18 protein-coding genes are annotated in these 17,207 nt (G+C 73.4%); 5 read left to right on the top strand and 13 right to left on the bottom strand.

The window, feature by feature from the left end; all coding sequences use genetic code 11:
• Positions 1-76 precede the first annotated feature (76 nt).
• The gene (locus DEJ28_RS03095; RefSeq protein ID WP_258368085.1) at positions 77-1,075 is read left to right on the top strand and encodes a LacI family DNA-binding transcriptional regulator; all 999 of its coding nucleotides are present in this window, start codon (positions 77-79) and stop codon (positions 1,073-1,075) included.
• Between the two features lie 57 nt (positions 1,076-1,132).
• Here DEJ28_RS03095 and DEJ28_RS03090 read toward each other — a convergent pair whose 3' ends face one another.
• Together DEJ28_RS03090 and DEJ28_RS03085 are read right to left on the bottom strand one after the other, a co-directional pair.
• The gene (locus tag DEJ28_RS03090) at positions 1,133-1,768 is read right to left on the bottom strand and encodes a TrmH family RNA methyltransferase (protein WP_111115857.1); all 636 of its coding nucleotides are present in this window, start codon (positions 1,766-1,768) and stop codon (positions 1,133-1,135) included.
• A gap of 31 nt (positions 1,769-1,799) precedes the next feature.
• Positions 1,800-2,534: a TetR/AcrR family transcriptional regulator C-terminal domain-containing protein gene (locus DEJ28_RS03085; RefSeq protein ID WP_111115858.1), complete on the bottom strand. Its 735-nt coding sequence runs from the start codon at positions 2,532-2,534 to the stop codon at positions 1,800-1,802.
• 197 nt (positions 2,535-2,731) lie between these two features.
• Between DEJ28_RS03085 and DEJ28_RS03080 the strand changes: the two genes are divergently transcribed.
• The gene (locus tag DEJ28_RS03080) at positions 2,732-3,529 is read left to right on the top strand and encodes an HAD-IIA family hydrolase (RefSeq protein ID WP_111115859.1); all 798 of its coding nucleotides are present in this window, start codon (positions 2,732-2,734) and stop codon (positions 3,527-3,529) included.
• A 175-nt stretch (positions 3,530-3,704) separates the two neighbouring features.
• Here the strand turns inward: DEJ28_RS03080 and DEJ28_RS03075 are convergent, their stop codons facing one another.
• Complete coding sequence (locus DEJ28_RS03075) at positions 3,705-4,592, bottom strand: CPBP family intramembrane glutamic endopeptidase (protein ID WP_146248863.1); 888 nt, start codon at positions 4,590-4,592, stop codon at positions 3,705-3,707.
• A gap of 37 nt (positions 4,593-4,629) precedes the next feature.
• On the opposite strand from DEJ28_RS03075, the gene DEJ28_RS03070 reads away from it, so the two are divergent.
• Positions 4,630-5,319: a metal-dependent transcriptional regulator gene (locus DEJ28_RS03070; RefSeq protein ID WP_111115861.1), complete on the top strand. Its 690-nt coding sequence runs from the start codon at positions 4,630-4,632 to the stop codon at positions 5,317-5,319.
• Positions 5,320-5,451: 132 nt separating this feature from the next.
• Here the strand turns inward: DEJ28_RS03070 and DEJ28_RS03065 are convergent, their stop codons facing one another.
• From DEJ28_RS03065 to pyrE, 4 genes are all read right to left on the bottom strand, one after another.
• Positions 5,452-6,804: a calcium:cation antiporter family protein gene (locus DEJ28_RS03065; protein WP_258368086.1), complete on the bottom strand. Its 1,353-nt coding sequence runs from the start codon at positions 6,802-6,804 to the stop codon at positions 5,452-5,454.
• A 334-nt stretch (positions 6,805-7,138) separates the two neighbouring features.
• On the bottom strand, positions 7,139-7,783 hold the full coding sequence (locus DEJ28_RS03060; protein WP_111115901.1) for a HEAT repeat domain-containing protein: 645 nt from the start codon (positions 7,781-7,783) through the stop codon (positions 7,139-7,141).
• A gap of 66 nt (positions 7,784-7,849) precedes the next feature.
• Positions 7,850-10,147, bottom strand: coding sequence for a septum formation family protein (locus tag DEJ28_RS03055; protein WP_111115863.1), 2,298 nt, complete (start codon positions 10,145-10,147; stop codon positions 7,850-7,852).
• Positions 10,144-10,695 carry an orotate phosphoribosyltransferase gene (pyrE, locus tag DEJ28_RS03050; RefSeq protein ID WP_111115864.1) on the bottom strand — a complete coding sequence of 184 codons (552 nt, stop codon included), beginning with the start codon at positions 10,693-10,695 and terminating at the stop codon, positions 10,144-10,146. Before pyrE ends, DEJ28_RS03055 begins: the two co-directional genes overlap by 4 nt.
• An 87-nt stretch (positions 10,696-10,782) precedes the next feature.
• On the opposite strand from pyrE, the gene DEJ28_RS03045 reads away from it, so the two are divergent.
• Together DEJ28_RS03045 and DEJ28_RS03040 are read left to right on the top strand one after the other, a co-directional pair.
• On the top strand, positions 10,783-12,450 hold the full coding sequence (locus DEJ28_RS03045) for a hypothetical protein (RefSeq protein ID WP_111115865.1): 1,668 nt from the start codon (positions 10,783-10,785) through the stop codon (positions 12,448-12,450).
• A gap of 102 nt (positions 12,451-12,552) precedes the next feature.
• Positions 12,553-13,875: a M23 family metallopeptidase gene (locus tag DEJ28_RS03040; RefSeq protein WP_111115866.1), complete on the top strand. Its 1,323-nt coding sequence runs from the start codon at positions 12,553-12,555 to the stop codon at positions 13,873-13,875.
• 60 nt (positions 13,876-13,935) lie between these two features.
• On the opposite strand, the gene DEJ28_RS03035 is transcribed toward DEJ28_RS03040, so the two are convergent.
• The 6 genes from DEJ28_RS03035 to DEJ28_RS03010 are packed head-to-tail and all read right to left on the bottom strand — an operon-like array spanning position 13,936 to position 17,079.
• Positions 13,936-14,748: an aminoglycoside 3'-phosphotransferase gene (locus tag DEJ28_RS03035; protein ID WP_258368087.1), complete on the bottom strand. Its 813-nt coding sequence runs from the start codon at positions 14,746-14,748 to the stop codon at positions 13,936-13,938.
• A gap of 7 nt (positions 14,749-14,755) precedes the next feature.
• Entirely contained in the window at positions 14,756-15,349 is a 594-nt protein-coding gene (locus DEJ28_RS03030; RefSeq protein ID WP_111115867.1) for an Asp23/Gls24 family envelope stress response protein, read from the bottom strand.
• On the bottom strand, positions 15,346-16,023 hold the full coding sequence (locus tag DEJ28_RS03025; RefSeq protein ID WP_111115868.1) for a hypothetical protein: 678 nt from the start codon (positions 16,021-16,023) through the stop codon (positions 15,346-15,348). Before DEJ28_RS03025 ends, DEJ28_RS03030 begins: the two co-directional genes overlap by 4 nt.
• Positions 16,020-16,433, bottom strand: a complete 414-nt coding sequence (locus DEJ28_RS03020; RefSeq protein ID WP_146248864.1) for a hypothetical protein — start codon at positions 16,431-16,433, stop codon at positions 16,020-16,022. The genes DEJ28_RS03025 and DEJ28_RS03020 overlap by 4 nt, the downstream gene beginning before the upstream one ends.
• Complete coding sequence (locus DEJ28_RS03015; protein ID WP_111115870.1) at positions 16,430-16,621, bottom strand: DUF2273 domain-containing protein; 192 nt, start codon at positions 16,619-16,621, stop codon at positions 16,430-16,432. Before DEJ28_RS03015 ends, DEJ28_RS03020 begins: the two co-directional genes overlap by 4 nt.
• Positions 16,618-17,079, bottom strand: a complete 462-nt coding sequence (locus DEJ28_RS03010) for an Asp23/Gls24 family envelope stress response protein (RefSeq protein ID WP_111115871.1) — start codon at positions 17,077-17,079, stop codon at positions 16,618-16,620. The genes DEJ28_RS03015 and DEJ28_RS03010 overlap by 4 nt, the downstream gene beginning before the upstream one ends.
• Positions 17,080-17,207 lie beyond the last annotated feature (128 nt).

Genomic DNA, 17,207 nt, shown 5'->3' with positions numbered 1-17,207 from the left:
ATTTCTGCTCACCAAACGAACACCACTCGAACACGCCGCACCCCCGCTACGATCGACGCGAGAGCCACGGAGGTCGATGCAGATCATGGGAGCCGGCAAACCCGCGACCATCTACGACGTCGCCGCGCGCGCCGGGGTCTCGAAGTCCCTCGTCTCGCTCGTCCTGCAGCGCTCCCCCCGGGTGAGCCAGCAGCGACGCGACGCCGTGCTCAAGGCGATCCAGGAGCTCGACTACCGGCCGAGCACCGCGGCCGTCTCCCTGGCCGGCACCCGCTCCCGGACGATCGGCGTGGTCCTCGACGACTTCCGGAACCAGTGGTTCGTGGACCTGCTGACCGGCCTCCGCGAGGCGCTGCAGGACCAGGGGCACCGCCTCGTCGTCGCCGACCGGTTCCTCAACACCGGCCTCGACGTCTCCCCCGTCGAGGGCTTCCTCTCGATGCGCGTCGAGGGCATCGTGATCGCCGGCGAGCCCGACACCGACCTGGCGATCCCCGCCTCCACGCCGCTCGTGATCGCCGGCGGACGGGTCTCGATCCCCCGTGCCGACACCGTCGCGAACGACGACCGCGCCGGTGGACGGATGGCCGCGGAGCACCTGCTCGGGCTCGGCCACGTCCGCCTCGGGTTCGTCGGAGCACGGTCGGCGGCATCGGCCGAACGACGCGCCGGCTTCGAGCAGCGCGTCGGCGAGGCGGCCGACGTCGCCGTGGTCGTCCTCCCGGGTGAACCCACGGAGGAGGCCGGCTCGAGCGCGGTCGCCGAGTTGCTCGACGCGCACCCGGACGTCACCGCGGTCTTCGCCGCGAACGACGTGATGGCGATCGGCGCCCTGTCCGAACTCGCCGCCCGCGGACTCCGCGTCCCCGAGGACGTCTCGGTGATGGGCTACGACGACACACCGCTCGCGGCGACGCGGTACGTCGGCCTCACGAGCATCGACGACCGCAGTGTCGAGATCGGACGCGGCGCGGGCGAGCGACTGCTCGCCCGGATCGCGGACCCGGGGCTCGCGGCGACCGAGGTGCTGGTCGAGCCACGGCTGGTCGCCCGGCGCACGACCGCGGCGCGCTGACGGCCTGGAGGCGCGGGTCGCCCCCGCCCCGCCGGCTGCGCTCTCGCGGTGCGCCGCTCAGCCCAGGTCGGCGTGCTGCACGACCCAGCTGTGCATCACGATCGCGGCGGCGGCCGAGGCGTTCACGCTCCGTGTCGACCCGAACTGCGTGATCTCGAGGTGGCCGTCCGCGCCGGCGACGGCCTCGTCGGTGAGCCCCGGACCCTCCTGCCCGAACAGGAACACGCACCGCTCCGGGATCGCCGCGGACTCGATCCGCTCGGCACCGGGGGTGTTGTCGATCGCGATCACCGGTCGCTCCTCGTCACGCATCGTCCGGAGGAACGCCTCGACGTCGGGGTGGTAGCGGACGTGCTGGTAGCGGTCGGTCACCATCGCGCCCCGCTTGTTCCAGCGCCGGCGGCCGATGATGTGCACCGTGCCGGCGAGGAACGCGTTGGCGCTCCGCACGATCGACCCGATGTTGAGGTCGTGCTGCCAGTTCTCGATCGCCACGTCGAAGGCGTGCCGGCGGGTGTCGAGCTCCGCGACGATCGCTTCCATCGACCAGTACCGGAAGCGGTCGACCACGTTGCGGGTGTCACCGGCGGCGAGGAGCTCCGGGTCCAGCCGGGGGTCGTCCGGCCACGGCTCGGGGTGCGGACCGACCCCGTTCGTCGTCCGCTCGTGGGACGGTTCGGGCACAGCGCTCACGTGTCCAGGGTACGGCCGGGCGGGTGCGACCTCAGCGCACCCGGGACTCGATCCCCGCGATGAGCACGTCGATCCCCAGCGCGAAGCGGTCCTCGTAGGAGTGCGACCCCACCATCTCGCCGACGAGCGCGTGCCGCTCCGGACGCCCGGCCTCGGACGACCCCCGGCCGACCTGCACCCCGGTGTGGCCGACCACGAAGTCGTACACGACGAAGAACGCGTACATCGCCTCGGCGTCGCTCAGGCCGGCCGAGCGGAGCGCGCCGACGACCTTCGCCACGACGGCGTCGGACTCCGTGGAGACGAGGGCTCCGCGGCGGCTGTGCGACTCGAGCACGAGGGGGTGCGTCAGCATGAGGTCGCGGAAGGTGGTCGCGAACACCCGCACGACGGCGTGCCACTCGGACGGCCAGACGAAGGTCGCGGTGAACTCGTCGACGGTGCGCCGGACGAGTTCGGCGTGCAGGTCGTCGAGGCCGCCGATCGTCCGGTGCACGGTCATCGGGGCGACGCCGAGCCGCAGTCCGAGGGCACGGAACGACAGCCGGTCGATGCCGTCCTCGTTCGCGATGACGGTCGCCGCGTCGATGACCTGTTCGCGGCTCAGCACGTTCGGGCGGCCACGGCGTCGCCGCGGCACCCCGCCCTGATCCGACACCGGGTCCGCGACGGCAGCCGGGTCCGCGACGGCAGCCGGGCCTGCCAGGGCGGCCGTGGCTGCCGCTGGTCGGGGCGTCGCGGTCGGGGTTCCGGGTTCGACGAGCACGGGGCCTCCTGGTATCGATACGTGTCCCGAAAACCCTACGGCAAAGCCGAGCGGCGTTCGGTGTCTCGACCATCTCGGGTCCGGGAGCAGTCCGCAAGAGCCGATCCGCGCCTCCCGGCCTGCTCCGAGGCGACAGCCTGCCGGACGTGAGCAGTGCCACCGAGGTGCCGTCACACGTGCCCAGTAGGGTGAGGACCATGGCAACCCGCGACGACGTCGAGTGCTGGCTGACCGACATGGACGGCGTGCTCGTGCACGAGAACCAGGCGCTCCCCGGTGCGCCGGAACTCATTCAGCAGTGGCTCGACGAGGGCACGGAGTTCCTCGTGCTCACGAACAACTCGATCTTCACGCCGCGTGACCTGAGCGCCCGGCTCCGCTCGTCGGGACTGCACGTGCCCGAGGAACGCATCTGGACGTCCGCGCTCGCGACCGCCGACTTCTGCAAGTCCCAGATGCCCGGCGGCTCGGCGTTCGTCATCGGCGAGGCCGGCATGACCACGGCCCTGCACGAGGCCGGCTTCATCATGACCGAGACCGCTCCCGACTACGTCGTCGTCGGCGAGACCCGCAACTACTCGTTCGAGGCGATCACCAAGGCCGTCCGCCTCATCCGCGCCGGCGCACGCTTCATCGTCACCAACCCCGACGCGACGGGTCCGAGCGCCGAGGGCGTCCTCCCCGCCACGGGCGCGATCGCCGCGATGATCGAGAAGGCCACCGGCAAGCAGCCCTACGTGGTCGGCAAGCCGAACCCGATGATGTTCCGCTCCGCGATGAACCGGATCGGCGCGCACTCCGAGAACACCGGCATGATCGGCGACCGGATGGACACCGACGTGCAGGCCGGCATCGAGGCCGGGCTCCACACCGTGCTCGTCATGACGGGCATCAGCGACCAGGCCGAGATCGACAAGTACCCGTTCCGCCCGAGCGAGGTCATCTCGGGCGTGCACGAGCTGGTCCGCACCGAGCCGTTCGAGGTCGAACTCTAGGGATGCGCTGGGACCCGGACCGGTACGCCGCCTTCAACGCGGCGGTGCGGCGGGTCGGCGGGGCGCTCGCACAACCGAAGTCACCCGGAGCCGCACGATCCCACGGTTCCGGGTGACTTCCGTTGTGCGGCGGCAGGCCTCGCAGCCCCGCGCCTCCAGTCCGCTGCTGGTCGCTTCAGACCACGGCCTGGAGGCGCGGCTCGTCTCCCTGCACCACGAGGGCCGCCATGGGCGGTACCGTCCGCCACCGGCGCCGCAGGCGGCGCGGCCGGTCGTCCCGCCACGCGATCACCCCGCCGGCGACGACGCCGAGCGCGAGGACCGCGAAGGAGAACAGCCCCACGAGGCCGACGAGCACGAGCTTCGACGGGTCCTCCAGGTCGCTCGTGGCCGAGAGCGCGATCGACCCGAAGTCCCAGAACGCGTGCAGCAGCACCGGAAGGAGCAGGTTGCCCGTGAGTCGGCGCGCGACGTAGAGCGTCGACCCGAAGGACGCGGCGAACACGACCTGGACGAGCGTCGCGCCGATGCTCGCTCCGGCCAGGGCGTTGAGGAGGTGGAGCAGGCCGAACAGCGTGCACGAGGCGATCCACACGCCGAACTCGGGCAGCCGCCGCCGGAGTCCGACGAGCAGCACGCCGCGGGTCATCAGCTCCTCGAAGACCCCGACGAACAGCACCCCGACGGACAGCAGCAGGAAGTAGTGCCCGGGGAGGGCGGACCAGTCGACGAGCGGCAGCCGCACGATGCACACCACGGCGATGAGGAGCGGCGCGAGCATCGTCCACCGGAGCCGGGTGCGGGTCGGGTCGACGGTCGCGATGCGCCACCAGCCGAGCCCCGTCACGACCAGGCAGAGGGCGACCGCCGCGATGCCCTCGGGGACGACGAGCGAGCGGACGACGCTCTCGACGGTCTGCCCGAGCGTCGGGTAGTCGTCGCTCGGGCGGGGGCGCCAGGCGCTGATCGCCGCGAAGACCACGAGCGGCGCGAGGCCGACCAGCAGCGAGGGCGGGACCGGCCAGCGGCGTCGACGGGGTCGTTCCACGTCCTGTTGTTCCACGTCCTGTTTGTACCAGGGCAGCCGTACCATTGGCGGTATGCGCCTGCCCTCGCTCAGCACCATGGCCGAGGACTACGTGAAACTCGTCTGGAAGGCGAGCGAGCGCGGCGGACCGGGGCTCGCGACGCGGGACATCGCCGCGACGCTGAAGGTGTCCGCGTCGACGGTGTCGGGCAACCTGCGGAAGCTCGACCGCGACGGCCTCATCGAGCACACCCCCTACTACGGCGTCGTCCTCACCCCGCTCGGGCAGCAGGTCGCCGTCGCCATGGTCCGGCGGCACCGGCTCATCGAGACCTTCCTCGTCGAGCGGCTCGGGTACTCGTGGGACGAGGTCCACACCGAGGCCGAGGCGCTCGAGCACGCGGTGTCGGAGACGTTCCTCGACCGGGTGGACGATGACCTCGGGCACCCGACGCACGACCCGCACGGCGACCCGATCCCGCGCGCGGACGGCACCGTGCCGGACTCCCCGGGGACCCTCCTCGGCGCGATCGAGCCCGGCGCGTGCGGCACCGTCGACCGGGTGTCCGACGACGACCCCTCGCTGCTGCGGTACTTCGACGAGCTCGGGGTCGGGCTCGGGACGCACCTGCGGGTGGAGCGGGTGCGGGACTACGCGGGCGTGATCGCCGTGACACGCCGGTCACCCGACGGTGAGGAGTCCCTCGTGGACCTGCCGGCGGCCGCCGCGTCCGCGATCTGGCTCGCGCCCGACGCCGACTGACGCACGCGGCGCCCGCCCGCGCGCCGCCCGCCCGCGCGCCGCGCCCGCGCGCGCCCGCGCCGCGCCGCTCACGTCCGCCGAGATCGCACTTCGTGCATCCCGCGCGAGCGCCGAGCGACACGAAGTGCGATCTCACGACGCCGACGCCCGGAACGCCCCGGACGCCCCCGCCCGGCGGAACGGCGCCGCCACCGTCGGCAGGATGTCCCGCCGGTTGATCCAGAGCACCACGACCGCCACCACGACGTGCACGGCGCTGAGCACCCACCGCCCGTCCGTGCCCGTCACGAAGAACTGCACCGCGAACAACGCCGCCAACGCGATCGCCGACCACCGGTGGAACCGCAGCGCGATGATGATCGCCACGCCGAGCACGGTCTGTGACGCGGTCAGCATGAACTCCTCGACCTGCCGGCCGTCGAGCGGCAGTCCGCCCGTGGTCCCGCCGCCGAGGACGTGCGCGATCGGCAGCGACCCGACGAGCAGCGACCACTGGTTGACCTTCGAGGCGATGAGCGTGCCGATCGCGGCGCCGCCCATCCCCCGCAACGCGAAGAGTGCGGCGACGATGAACTCCGGTGCCTCGGTGGCGAGCGGCGCGAGCCACTGCACGAGGAAGTAGCTGTCGATGCCGAGCGTGCTGCCGGACTGCACGAGGGCGTCGGCGAAGGGCTCGGCGGCCGAGAGGATGACCGCCGCCGCCACCACGAACAGCCCCACGATGATCCAGCGCCGGGCCCGCTGCGGCATCGAGGCGATGTTGCCCGCCATGCCCACGAGCTCCTCGTCGTCCCCGTCGTCGGGCACCTTCGAGGCACGCCAGAGGTACCAGACGAACGCGGCGAGCAGCACGAACCCGAACCACATCGGGATCGACCCCATCAGCGGGATGAGGAACGCGACGAGGGCCAGCAGCGCCAGGAACCCGACGTCGAGCCGTGCCGAGCGTTCGAGCTCGAGCACCTTCGCGGCGATCGGCGGCATCGATCCCGCGCGGACGAAGCGTCGGGCGACGAGCAGCGAGATGACCACCACGAGCGGCCACCCGAACCCGAGCAGCAGCCGGTTCGACCCGGTCATGTTCGCGGCGGCGAACTGTTCGTAGGCGGGGTCGGACCCGGAGCGGAACGCGTAGTACAGGTCGACGGCGTACTCGGGCAGCACGGCGATGAGCGCGAGGATCGCGATGGCGAGTGCCCCGGCGATGTCCTTCTGCGCGGCCTCGGCCGCCCGGGCGAGGAGGAACGACGCGGCGACGACGGCGCCGCCGAACACGAGCAGGTCGACGAGGGGGTTCGGCGCGAGACCGCCGACACGGAAGACCACGGCCGGCAGGGCGAGCACGACGCAGACCGCGATCCGTCCCCAGGCGCTGGCCCCCATCCTCGGCCCGGAAGCAGAAGCAGACGCAGCCACAGAAGCAGAAGCAGCCGCAGCCGGCGCCGAGTCGGGCGCCCCAGTGGGCGTCGGCAGGGTGTTCGTCATGGTGCTCCTCTGGTGGAGCCATGACGCTGCACACACTCGAGCGGCTTCGGCCATGGCGGAACGGCCGAAGGTCTCGCTCGCCCGCGCCGGTTCGGTGCCGGTCGGGTGGTGCACCGGGCCGATCGTCGTGATGGCCAGTGTGTCGATGCACGCGCTGGGAGCTACTCCCCTTCAGGACCACCTTGGCGCGCTCCGATCGGCACACGCAAGCCGATCCGTCCTGTTCGGCGACCCGAATCCGGGTCTTGCCCGGCCCGCCCCGTGGTGACGGCACGACGGCCTGGAGGCGCGTGACGGACCCGTCACGCGCCTCCAGGCCGTCATCGCTCGGGTCTCACCCCGATGCGCGCTTCGTCCGCCCGAGTGCGACTTCGCGGCGTGCGCGCTCGAGCGCGAGCGAGGACGCCGCGTCAGGGTCCTGGAGCATCCGTCGGACGTCGGCCAGGTGTTCCCGGACGCGTTCGTCGCGACGCTGATCCGCGGTGTCCAGCACGGGGGCGACGACGTCTTCCCCGAGGGCGACGAGCGCGCGGCTCAGTGCGAGTCGTGCGTCACGGTCACCCTGTCCGAGGTCGCGGGCGAGGCGCCGGGCGAGTTCCGGGTGTTCCGCCTCCGGGGCGAGGCGGACCGAGGCGCGCCACGCGGTCCGCACGACGCCGCGGTCCTCGTCGTCGAGCCGTCCGGCGACGGCCGGGTACGCCGAGCGGTCACCGATCTTCGACAGGGTGTGCAGCGCTTGGCTGCGCGCCTGGGCCTCCGGCCGGTCGAGCTGTCCGAGCAGCCGGGGGACGACCGGCTCGGCGGGGAGCCGCACGAGCGCCCAGGTGAGCATCTCGCGCACCTGCAGGTCGGGCTCGACGGCGCACTGCTCGACGAGGACGTCGAGGTCGTCCGGGTCCGGAGTCGTGCCGGCCTCCATCACCGCCCGGAGCCGGACGGTGGGGCGCGGGTCGTTGAGGGACGAGGTGAGCGTCGACATGATCCGGCCCAGCACACTGCACGGACCTGAGTGCGCACCGGAAGGCCGTCCCCCGACGACCCGACGCTACGGGGCGAGCGACCCCGTCAGCGTCTCGCCCGAGGAACGCGTCACGAAGCACGAGATGAAGGTGTCACCCTGGTCCCACGTCGCCTGGTCGGGCGCGTACGACCCCTGCACCTGCACGTCGCCGAAGGCCGCAGCCGCCGAGGTGTTCAGTGCCGCGGACGTCTGGCACTGCTCGGTCGCCTGCGCCGCGAGGGCGTCCGGTCCGGGCCACTGGTTCGCCGAGACGGGTAGGCGTGCGGTGAGCTGGGCGATGTGCGGCGACGCGCAGTCCACGACCGTGAAGGTCTGCGACCACGCGTTCGTGAACGGCGACAGGCACTCCCCGCCGGCGAGCTCGGTCCAGGTGTGCTCACCCGGAGCGGCCGGGGTCGTCGCGAACTGCAGGGTCTGCAGCCCCGTGGACGGCGACGGGGTGGCGGCCGCGCTGGAGACCGAGGAGGCCTTCGGCGAGGACCCCGACGACGCCGCCGAGGTCGACGTGGAGGTCGGCGCCGGCGTGTGGTCCTCGATCGTGTTGCCGAGGATCCAGCGCGTCAGGGCGAACACCGCGACGAGCAGCAGCACGATGAGCGCGACGGAGCCCCAGATGAGCAGGCGCTTGCCGCGTTGCCCCTCGTTCCGGAGCTTGGCGAAGCCCTCGTTGATGAAGTTGCCGCGGTCACCGCCACCTGCGGCGGCAGCGGGTGCCGGAGCGACGGGCGCGACCGGCGTGCGGCCCGGGGCAGGTGCGTGCGCGGGTGCGCCACCGACCGCCGGCATCATCCGCGTGCTGTTGTCGGCCGGGTCGTACCCGGTCCCGCCGAGCTGACCGACGGCCTCGGTGCCGAACAGGTCCTTGATGGCGCTCGTGTCGCTCGTCTCGCGGCCGTCCCACTCGGACTGGTCGAGGTCGTCGGGCGCCGCGGAGGGCAGCGGTGCGGGCTCGGCTCCCCGGTCGTCACGCTCGGTCGACGCGTACGCCCCGATGCCCATCACGGCGTCGAGGTCCCGCCCGACCGCGGGCGGGAGGTGCGCGGGGTACTGCGCGTCGGGTGCGGCGGCGGCCGGCTCGACGAGGGGCGGGGCCGCGGTGGGCGGGACGGTCCCCTCGGGCTCGGCCCACCACGGCGTCGCCGCCACCGGAAGTGCGGTGGTCGCCGCGTCGGCCTGGAGGCCCGTGGCCGCGTCCGCCTCGTCACGCGCGTCGTCGACGTCGGTCGCGGCACGCGACCCGGTGGCCGCGTCGGGCACGTCGGTCGCGTCTGGCACGTCGGTCGCGTCGGGCACGTCGGTCGCGTCGGGCACCGGGGTGCCGTGCACCGGCGTCGGGAGCTCTCCGGCGACGACATCGTCGTCGGACTCGTCCGCGAGCGTCCAGGCACCACCGGCGAGCGCCGTCGTGTCGAAGGCGTTCGTCGTCAGGGTCGTCGGGACCTCGCCGGTCTCGTCGTCGCGGATCGCCCAGTCGAAGGGACGTTCGTGTCCGTCGGTGTCCTGCGCGCCGGTCGCACCGGTGGCGTCGGCGATGCGGAGGAGTTCGGTGAAGCTCGGCGGCTCGTCACTCGTCGGCAGCACGTTCTCGACGCCGAGCGGCTGCGGAGCGGGCGGCTGCGGCGTGCGGGGCTGCGGGGCGAGGGACGGCGGGGCGACGGGAGCGGCCGGAGCGATCGCGTCCGGGTGCGAACCGGATGCCCGACCGAGCCAGTCGACGTCGTTCCGGCCTTCGCCGAACGGGTCGACCCGACGGCGTTCGTCCTCGATCGCCCGGTGCTCGACGGCGCGCTCGTCGCGGTGCGACAGGGCACCGGGCAGGCTGATCGACGACGGGTGCGGCACAGCCGACGCCGGCGGCGGCACGGGAGCAGCGGGCGGGATCCGCTCGCCCAGGGTCTCGCGTTCGTGTTCGGCGCTGGCCTGCGGGTTCTGCGACGGCGCGGTGAGCTGCTCGGGCATCGAGATCGCCTGGGTGGCGTTGTCCTCGTCGGCCGACGGAGCCGACTGGGCCGACTGGGCCGCCGGGGCCACCGGGGCCACCGGCGCGACGTCGGGGTCGGGCTCGACGACCTCGACCGGCTCGAACGGTTCCGGCAGGGGCGCGCCGGTCTCGCGGGCGGTCTTCTCGGCTTCGCGGCGTTCGCGGCGCGAGGGCCAGTCCTCGGCGCCGCGGGGCGCACCGAAGATGTCGGCGGCACTGCGGAGACCGTGGAACGGAGCGTCCGGGGCGGACTCGCGCCGTGCCTCCAGTCCGTCGTCCCCGTGTTCGGGACCGGCGGCCTGGTCGGGCTCGTGCGCGTCGTCCGGACGCTCCGGGGTCACGCGCTCAGCCCCAGATCAGCCAGCCCGATCGCCGCGAAGTACGGGTACCCGGCGGCCTCGATCTTCTCCTTCGCACCCGTGTCGCGGTCGACGACGACGGCCACCGCGGCGACGATCGCGCCCTCACGCTCGAGCGCCTCGGCCGCCTTGAGTGGCGAGCCACCGGTGGTGGAGGTGTCCTCGAGCACGACGACGCGCTTGCCCTTGAGGTCCGGACCCTCGACCTGCTTGCCGCGGCCGTGGTCCTTCGGCTCCTTGCGGACGACGAACGCGTCGTAGGCGAGCCCGCGTGCCGCTGCCTGGTGCAGCACGGCGCTCGCGATCGGGTCGGCGCCCATGGTGAGCCCGCCGACGGCGTCGACGTCCGGCACCTGGCCGACGAGGTCCGTCATGACCTGCCCGATGAGGGGTGCCACACGGTGGTCGAGGCTCACCTTGCGGAGGTCGATGTAGTACGTCGCCTTCTTCCCACTCGTGAGGGTGAAGTCTCCGTGGAACACCGCTTCGTCCGTGATGAACTGGATGAGCTGGTCGCGCGCGTCGGTCACAGCCCACAAGGGTAGCCGGTCGTCCCCGTACCGCGCTCCCCCAGCCTGTGGGGGTGCTCCGCCAGCGGCGCTCGGTACGCTCCGGTCATGCCCTCCGAAGCGCGCACCGCCACGGCCGTGGCGCGTCCGTCGGGCGGCCCGCGGTGGCGTGGTCTGGTCGCCACGGCCGGACGGGAGGCGGCGGGTGCGCTGATCGCGCTGGCCCTGTCCGTCATCGCCCTCCGTCACGTCGTCGCGACGGCCCGGGTGGACCTGCTCTGGTACGACGGCGACTCGGTGCTGCTACCGCTCGTCCAGCGCTCGCTGGCACTCGGGCAGCCGTTCGAGTGGGCGATGTCCCCGGCGCTGTTCTTCTTCCCGGAGCTGCCGGTCTACCTCCTCTGCGCCGCGGTCACGGCGACCCCGCAGCAGGCCCTGGCGCTCAACGGGGTCCTGGTGTTCCTCGCCGTGTACGCCCTGGTGCGCGCGGCCGCGAACGAACTCATGCCGGCCGCCCGTCGGTCGGCGCGGGTCGCGGTGTCCGCGATCGCCCTCGGGTTCCTGACGCTCCTCGTCCTCACCGAGTCGTCCGCGACGGCGACCTCGTTGGAGCTCGCCTCGCTGCTCCTCACCACGACCTACTACTACGGCGTCGTCCTCGCCATGCTCGGCACCGCGGTGCTGGTGCTGCGCGCCGTCCGGCTCGGTCGGGCGTCGGTCACCGTGCTCGTCATCCTCGGTCTCGTGGCGGCGTGCACGACGGCGTCGAACCCGCTCTACGTGCCGTGGTCGGCGGCGCCGGTGGTCGTGACGCTCGTGCTGCTCGCCGTCGCCCGCCGGTTGCCGTGGCGTCCGGTGCTGCTGCTCGCCGGCACCGTGACGATCGGTTCGGTGGTCGGCTACCTGCTGCGGATCCCGCTCCGCCCGTTCGTGTCGCTCGACCCGTCGACGTACGTGCAGCCGTCCCACGCCGGCGAGACGCTCGGCTTCTTCGCCGCGCTCACCGACGACCGCGCCGGGACGGCCGCCGGGGACGCCGGGCTCCTCCTCATGTTCATCGGGGTGCTGCTGACCGTCGGCGGCACGGTGTGGGCCTGGCGGGTGCGGACGTCACGGACGGTGCTGGTGGCGGCGGCATTCCCCCTCGTCACCGTGCTGGCCGTGTCGGTCGGGGTGGTCGTCGCCGGCTCGGAGACGCCCCGGTACCTCGAGCCGGTCGTGACGGCGCCGCTCCTCGCGCTCGTCGCCGTCGCGGAGCTCGCCCGCACCGCCGTCCGCCGGACCCAGGTGCACCGTCCCCGCCGGGGGGTCCGCGTGGTGCTGGCGATCGCGGCGGCCGGGGTGCTCCTCGCCGGGGTCGCCACGGCGCCGAGCACGGCACGGGCGGTCACGGCAGCGCGGTACGACCCGGCATCGTGCCTCGACCACTGGGCCGACGGACGGTCCGTCGTCGGGGTCGGCCAGTTCTGGACCGTCCGGCCCCTCGCCGCCTACTCGGCGACGAACGTGCAGCTGCTGCAGGTCCGCGACACGTTCGAGACGTACCCGTGGCTCGTCGACCTCGGCGCCTACCGGGACGCCGCCCCGACGTTCGTCGTCATCGGGTCGCAGGACCTCTGGACGACCGCGGTCGAGGACTCGCTCGGGGCCCCGGCGACGATCACGCACTGCACCGGGTTCGACGTCTACGACTACGCCGGCACGTCCGGGGCCGCGGTGCTGCAGCGGGACGTGGTGGGGAGCGCCGACCGGATCCGGCTCGAGCGAGGCTTCTGAGCCCGGCGGGTTCTCCACAGTGCGAGCTCTCCACAGTGCGAGTTCTCCACAGCGGCGCGGCGTCGGCTGGTCTTCTCTGTACGGATGTATAGGCTCGTCCCCGTGCCTCGCCCCTCCAGCCACCGCGCCACCCGCGCGACCGTGCGCCTCCGACTCGCCGCGACCGCCCTCGCGCTCGCGGGCCTCGTCGGCACCGTCGTGCTCGACGCGCCCTCGGCCAGTGCGGCGAAGTACCCCTCGTGGGACGAGGTGATGGCCGCCCGTGGGCAGGAGTCCGCGAAGCAGGGCCAGATCACCGCGATCAAGGACATCGTCGCCGGGCTGGCGGACGACCTCAAGGCGGCCGAGGCCGAGGCGAAGCGGCTCGGCACCGAGTTCTTCGAGGCGCAGAGCGACGCGCAGGACGCCGCCGAGAAGGAACAGCGACTCCGCGCCGACGCCGAGGAACACACCGAGATCGCCGAGCAGAGCGCCGCGCAGGCCGGGCAGTTCGCGGCGCAGATGGCACGCTCGGGCGGTGCCGACGTCACCGCGTCCGTGATCACCGGCGGCGAGGACGCGAAGGACCTCCTCTACAACCTCGGCGCCCTCAGCAAGCTGTCCGAGCAGGCCGAGCGGGTCGAGTCCGCCGCCACCGCCGACGCCGCCGTCGCCCGCTCGCTCACCGCGCAGGCCGACCGCGCCGCCGACGCCCTCGACGAGCTCGCGGCCGAGGCCGAACGACGCATGCAGGCGTCCCAGGCAGCCGCCGACAAGGTGCAGACCGCCTACGACGAGCAGCAGGCCAACAAGGCACGACTCGACGCCCAGCTCGCGACCCTGACGTCCGGTCGGGTGCGCACCGAGGCCGAGTTCGCCCAGGGCGAGAAGGTCCGCAAGGCAGCCGAGGCGAAGGCCGCGCGCGAGGCGGCAGCACGTGCCGCGGCGGCGGCCGCGGCCGCGGCGAACAGCGGTGGCGGCGGGGGTTCCGGCAGCAGTGGCTCGGGCGCCGGTGGCTCCGCGGGCTCCGGCAGCGGGACCGGCTGGGTCCGTCCGGCCAGCGGGTACGTCATCAGCCCGTACGGGTACCGGGTGCACCCGATCACCGGCGCGGTGACGAAGCACGACGGCGCCGACCTGGCGAGCGGCTGTTACACGCCGATCGTCGCGGCGGCCGCGGGCACCGTCGACTACGCCGGCTGGTACGGCGGGTACGGCAACTACGTGCGCATCAGCCACGCCGGCGGCGTGCAGACCGCGTACGGGCACATCGTGAACGGTGGCTACCGCGTCGCCTCCGGGCAGCAGGTCTCGGCCGGGCAGCTCATCGCCCTCGTCGGCTCCACCGGGGCATCGACCGGCTGCCACACCCACTTCGAGGTCCACCTGGGCGGCGCGACCATCGATCCGATCCCGTTCATGCAGGCGCGGGGCGTCGGCTTCTAGACCAGACGGCGCGCAGGCCGGACTGCGCTCAGGCCGGACTGTGCTCAGGCCGGACGGCGCTCAGGCCGGACGGCGCTCGGGCCCGGCGGTCTCGACGCCGTCGTCGTCCAGGTTCCACAGCGCCCGGTACCACGCGGTGCGCTCCTCGTCGATCGGCACCCCGTACGCCTCGTGGAAGAGCTGGTCCCACCCGGGCCCGTAGTTCCAGCCGAGCGCCATCGTCGCCACACCCAGGTCCGCCCAGCGGTCCGCGATGCCGAGAGCGTCGAGGTCGACGTGCCCCGCCCAACGGCCGTCCGCGCCGATGAGGGTGTTGGGCGTGCAGGGGTCGCCGTGGCAGACCACCACGCGGTCGGTGGGCGGCTCCGGCCCGATCGGCTCCGGATCGGCGCCGGCGGCACGCGCGCGGCCGCTCCGCTGTGCCGTCGACCACTCGAACGGGCAGTCGAGCACCGGCAGCGCCTCGTGCAGCGCGCGGAGGCCCTCCCCCGCCGCGACGACGGCCGTCCGCGGTTCGTCGTGCCACCGCGGGTCCACGGCGCTCCACCCCGGCAGTGCACGGGTCCGCAGCCAGGCGCCCTCGTCGTCGACGCCGTGGTCGAGCAGCTCCGGGACCTTCGCGTACCGGGAGGCCCAGGTCAACCGCGCCGCCTCGCCGACGACCCAGGGGGCGTAGGCGTGCGGCAGGACCTTCACGTACTCCTCGGCGTGCCCGTCCTCGGCGCTCCCGTGCTCGCTGATGCGGAAGGTCCGTCCGCCGATCTCGTTGACCCACACCGCCTGCACCGGCCGACCCCGCGCGACCTCGGTCACGACGCGCGGCACGCCGACGTGACCCCGTGCCCGGGACAGACCGTCGACGGACCGCCGCACGCCGGCCTCAGTGCACCCGGTCGGTGCGGCCGGAGCCCGATCCACCGCGGGCGATCTCGAGCAGCACCGGCAGGCGGTCGCCGAGCAGTGCGTCGAGGTCCGCGACGACGCCCTCGACCCCGGTCGTGATCTCGCGCGGAGAGGCGCCGCGGCGAGGCCGGACACGGATCCGGACGGCGCGACCGCCCCGGACCCGGTAGACGTCCACCGCGAGGGACCCGACCTGCGGCATCGCGCCGATCGCGGACGACAGCGCGTGCTGCACGGCGGCCGCGTCGATCCGGACGAGCCCGGCGACGCCTCCGGCGGATCCGTCGTCCTCGACCACGGTCCCGACCCGACCACCACCGAGCGTCGTCAGCACCACGAGCGCCAGGATCCCGAGCACCACTCCGCCGCCGAGGACCCAGGTCCACGCGGTGACCGACGCATCTCGGGGCGCACCGGCACCGAGGTCGCCCAGGGAACGGCCCCAGTCGTGCCAGGTCGATGCGGCCCACGGCACCGTCTGCACCAGGATCGTCGCGACACCGGCGACGAGGAGCACCAGACCGACGACCACGAGCGCCGTCCGTCCCAGCCCGCGGTTCGTGGCGTTCATCCGTCCACCCGTCCGGTCGGCTGCACCCGCACGTGTGCGGTGATCGGCGGTTCGGTGTCGATCGCGGCGAACTCGGCGTCGACGGCCTCGGTCGCGGCAACCGCGGGGACGTCGACGCCCGCGGCGGGGCGGAGCACGACGTCGACGGTGCGACGGCCGACGGTCCCGACGGCGGCGTCGGGACCGAGCCGGGTCACGGACCGGGCAGCACGGGCCGCTGCGGAGGCGAGCACCTCGTCGTCGACGACCACGGCGAGGCGGTCGGACGACATCGCGTGCCGCGGGCGACGCTGCGGCAGGAGCCCCTGCGCGAGGAACACCAGGCCGAGGAACGCCACGATCGCTGCGATGCCGACCGTGATCGTCGTGTCGAGGCCGCGCGGCGCCCGGACGGCACGGTCCACGACGTCGCGCGGGTCGATCCCCAGGACGCGCTGGTCGAGCAGCACGAGGGCCGCGGCGAACACGGCCGCCGCGGCGATGAGGAGCAGGACCAGCATCGCGACCACGACGGCGCCGGAGCGGGAGGCACTCGTCTCACGGCGGACGATGCGGCGGTAGACGCGGTCGTGCGTGCGGCCGGGCGACGAGGAGGGGGAAGGTGAGGCGGACGGTGGCATGGCCGATGAGGACGGCGACGGCGACCCGGCCGTCACGTCCTGCCCGAGGGTCACCGGACCCTCCGCGGGGTGTCCACGATGGACGACGAGAACGTCACGGTCACCCGTTCGACCTGTCGGCCGGTGATGCTCCGGAGCCGCTCGGCGATCACGGCGCGGGCGCGGTGCGCCGTCGTGACGACGGGTTCGTCGGGGACCGCGTGGCTCCCCAGCACGGGGACGGCGAGCGGGGCCGTGATCTCGACCGCGAGCGCGCCGTGACCGTCGTCGGATACCCGGGCACGGGCCTCCCGGAACGGCACGCGCAGCGCTTCGGACGCGACGGCCTGTGCCGTGTGCACGAGCGCCGCCGACCCGACGCGGTCGTACCCGGCCACCTGCCGGGGCGCAGACGACGGAGCCCCGTCGGGCGACCGCGTGCCGACCGGTGCCCCCGCGGGCCGCCCCGTGGCGGCTGGGATCACGACGAGCTCCGGCGTCCGCGCAGCACGTCGAGCAGACGACGGAAGTCGATGTCGCCCGAGACGATGCGGGCGACGAGTCCGCCGACGAGCATGAACACGGCGACGACGACGAACGCCCAGAAGCCGAGCGTGACGGCGACGATCGCGAGGAGCGCGCCGACGCCCATACCGACGACGGTGGCGTTCACCGGACGCGACCCTCGGCATCGACCTCGACACCGTTGAGTGCCGGGATGTTGACGTCGTTGATGGCGATGTTGACCTCGGTGACCTCGAGGCCGACGAGCTCCGTGACGGCGCTCGTGACGGCCGCGCGGACGGCGGTCGCGACGTCCATCATCGGGGTCGGGTAGTCGACGACGATCGTCAGGTCGACCGCGACCTGGGTCTCGCCGACCTCGACGCGGACGCCCTGGCCGAGCGCGCTCGAGCCGATCGCGTCGCGGATCGCACCGAAGGCCCGAGCGGCGTTGCCGCCGAGCGCGAAGACCCCGGGGACGTCCCGCGCGGCGATGCCGGCGACCTTCGCGACGACGGTGTCGTCGATGATCGTCCTGCCGTTGGTGGTCACCTGCGTCGTCGTGGTGCCCGTCGCCGTCGTGCCCGTCGTCGCGGTCCCGTCGACGCGGTTCGTCGTCGATGCCATCAGTGCCTCCGGTTGCGTCGCTTGCTGGACCCCCAGCGAACACCATCGTGCCGTGCCACGCCCGAGAGCCGGACGCGGCACGCTGCACTGCAACACGGCAGACCGCACGACGACCCACCACGTGCTGC

Source organism: Curtobacterium sp. MCPF17_002, assembly GCF_003234115.2.
Taxonomy (GTDB): domain Bacteria; phylum Actinomycetota; class Actinomycetes; order Actinomycetales; family Microbacteriaceae; genus Curtobacterium.
This window is presented reverse-complemented; position numbering and strand designations above follow the sequence as displayed.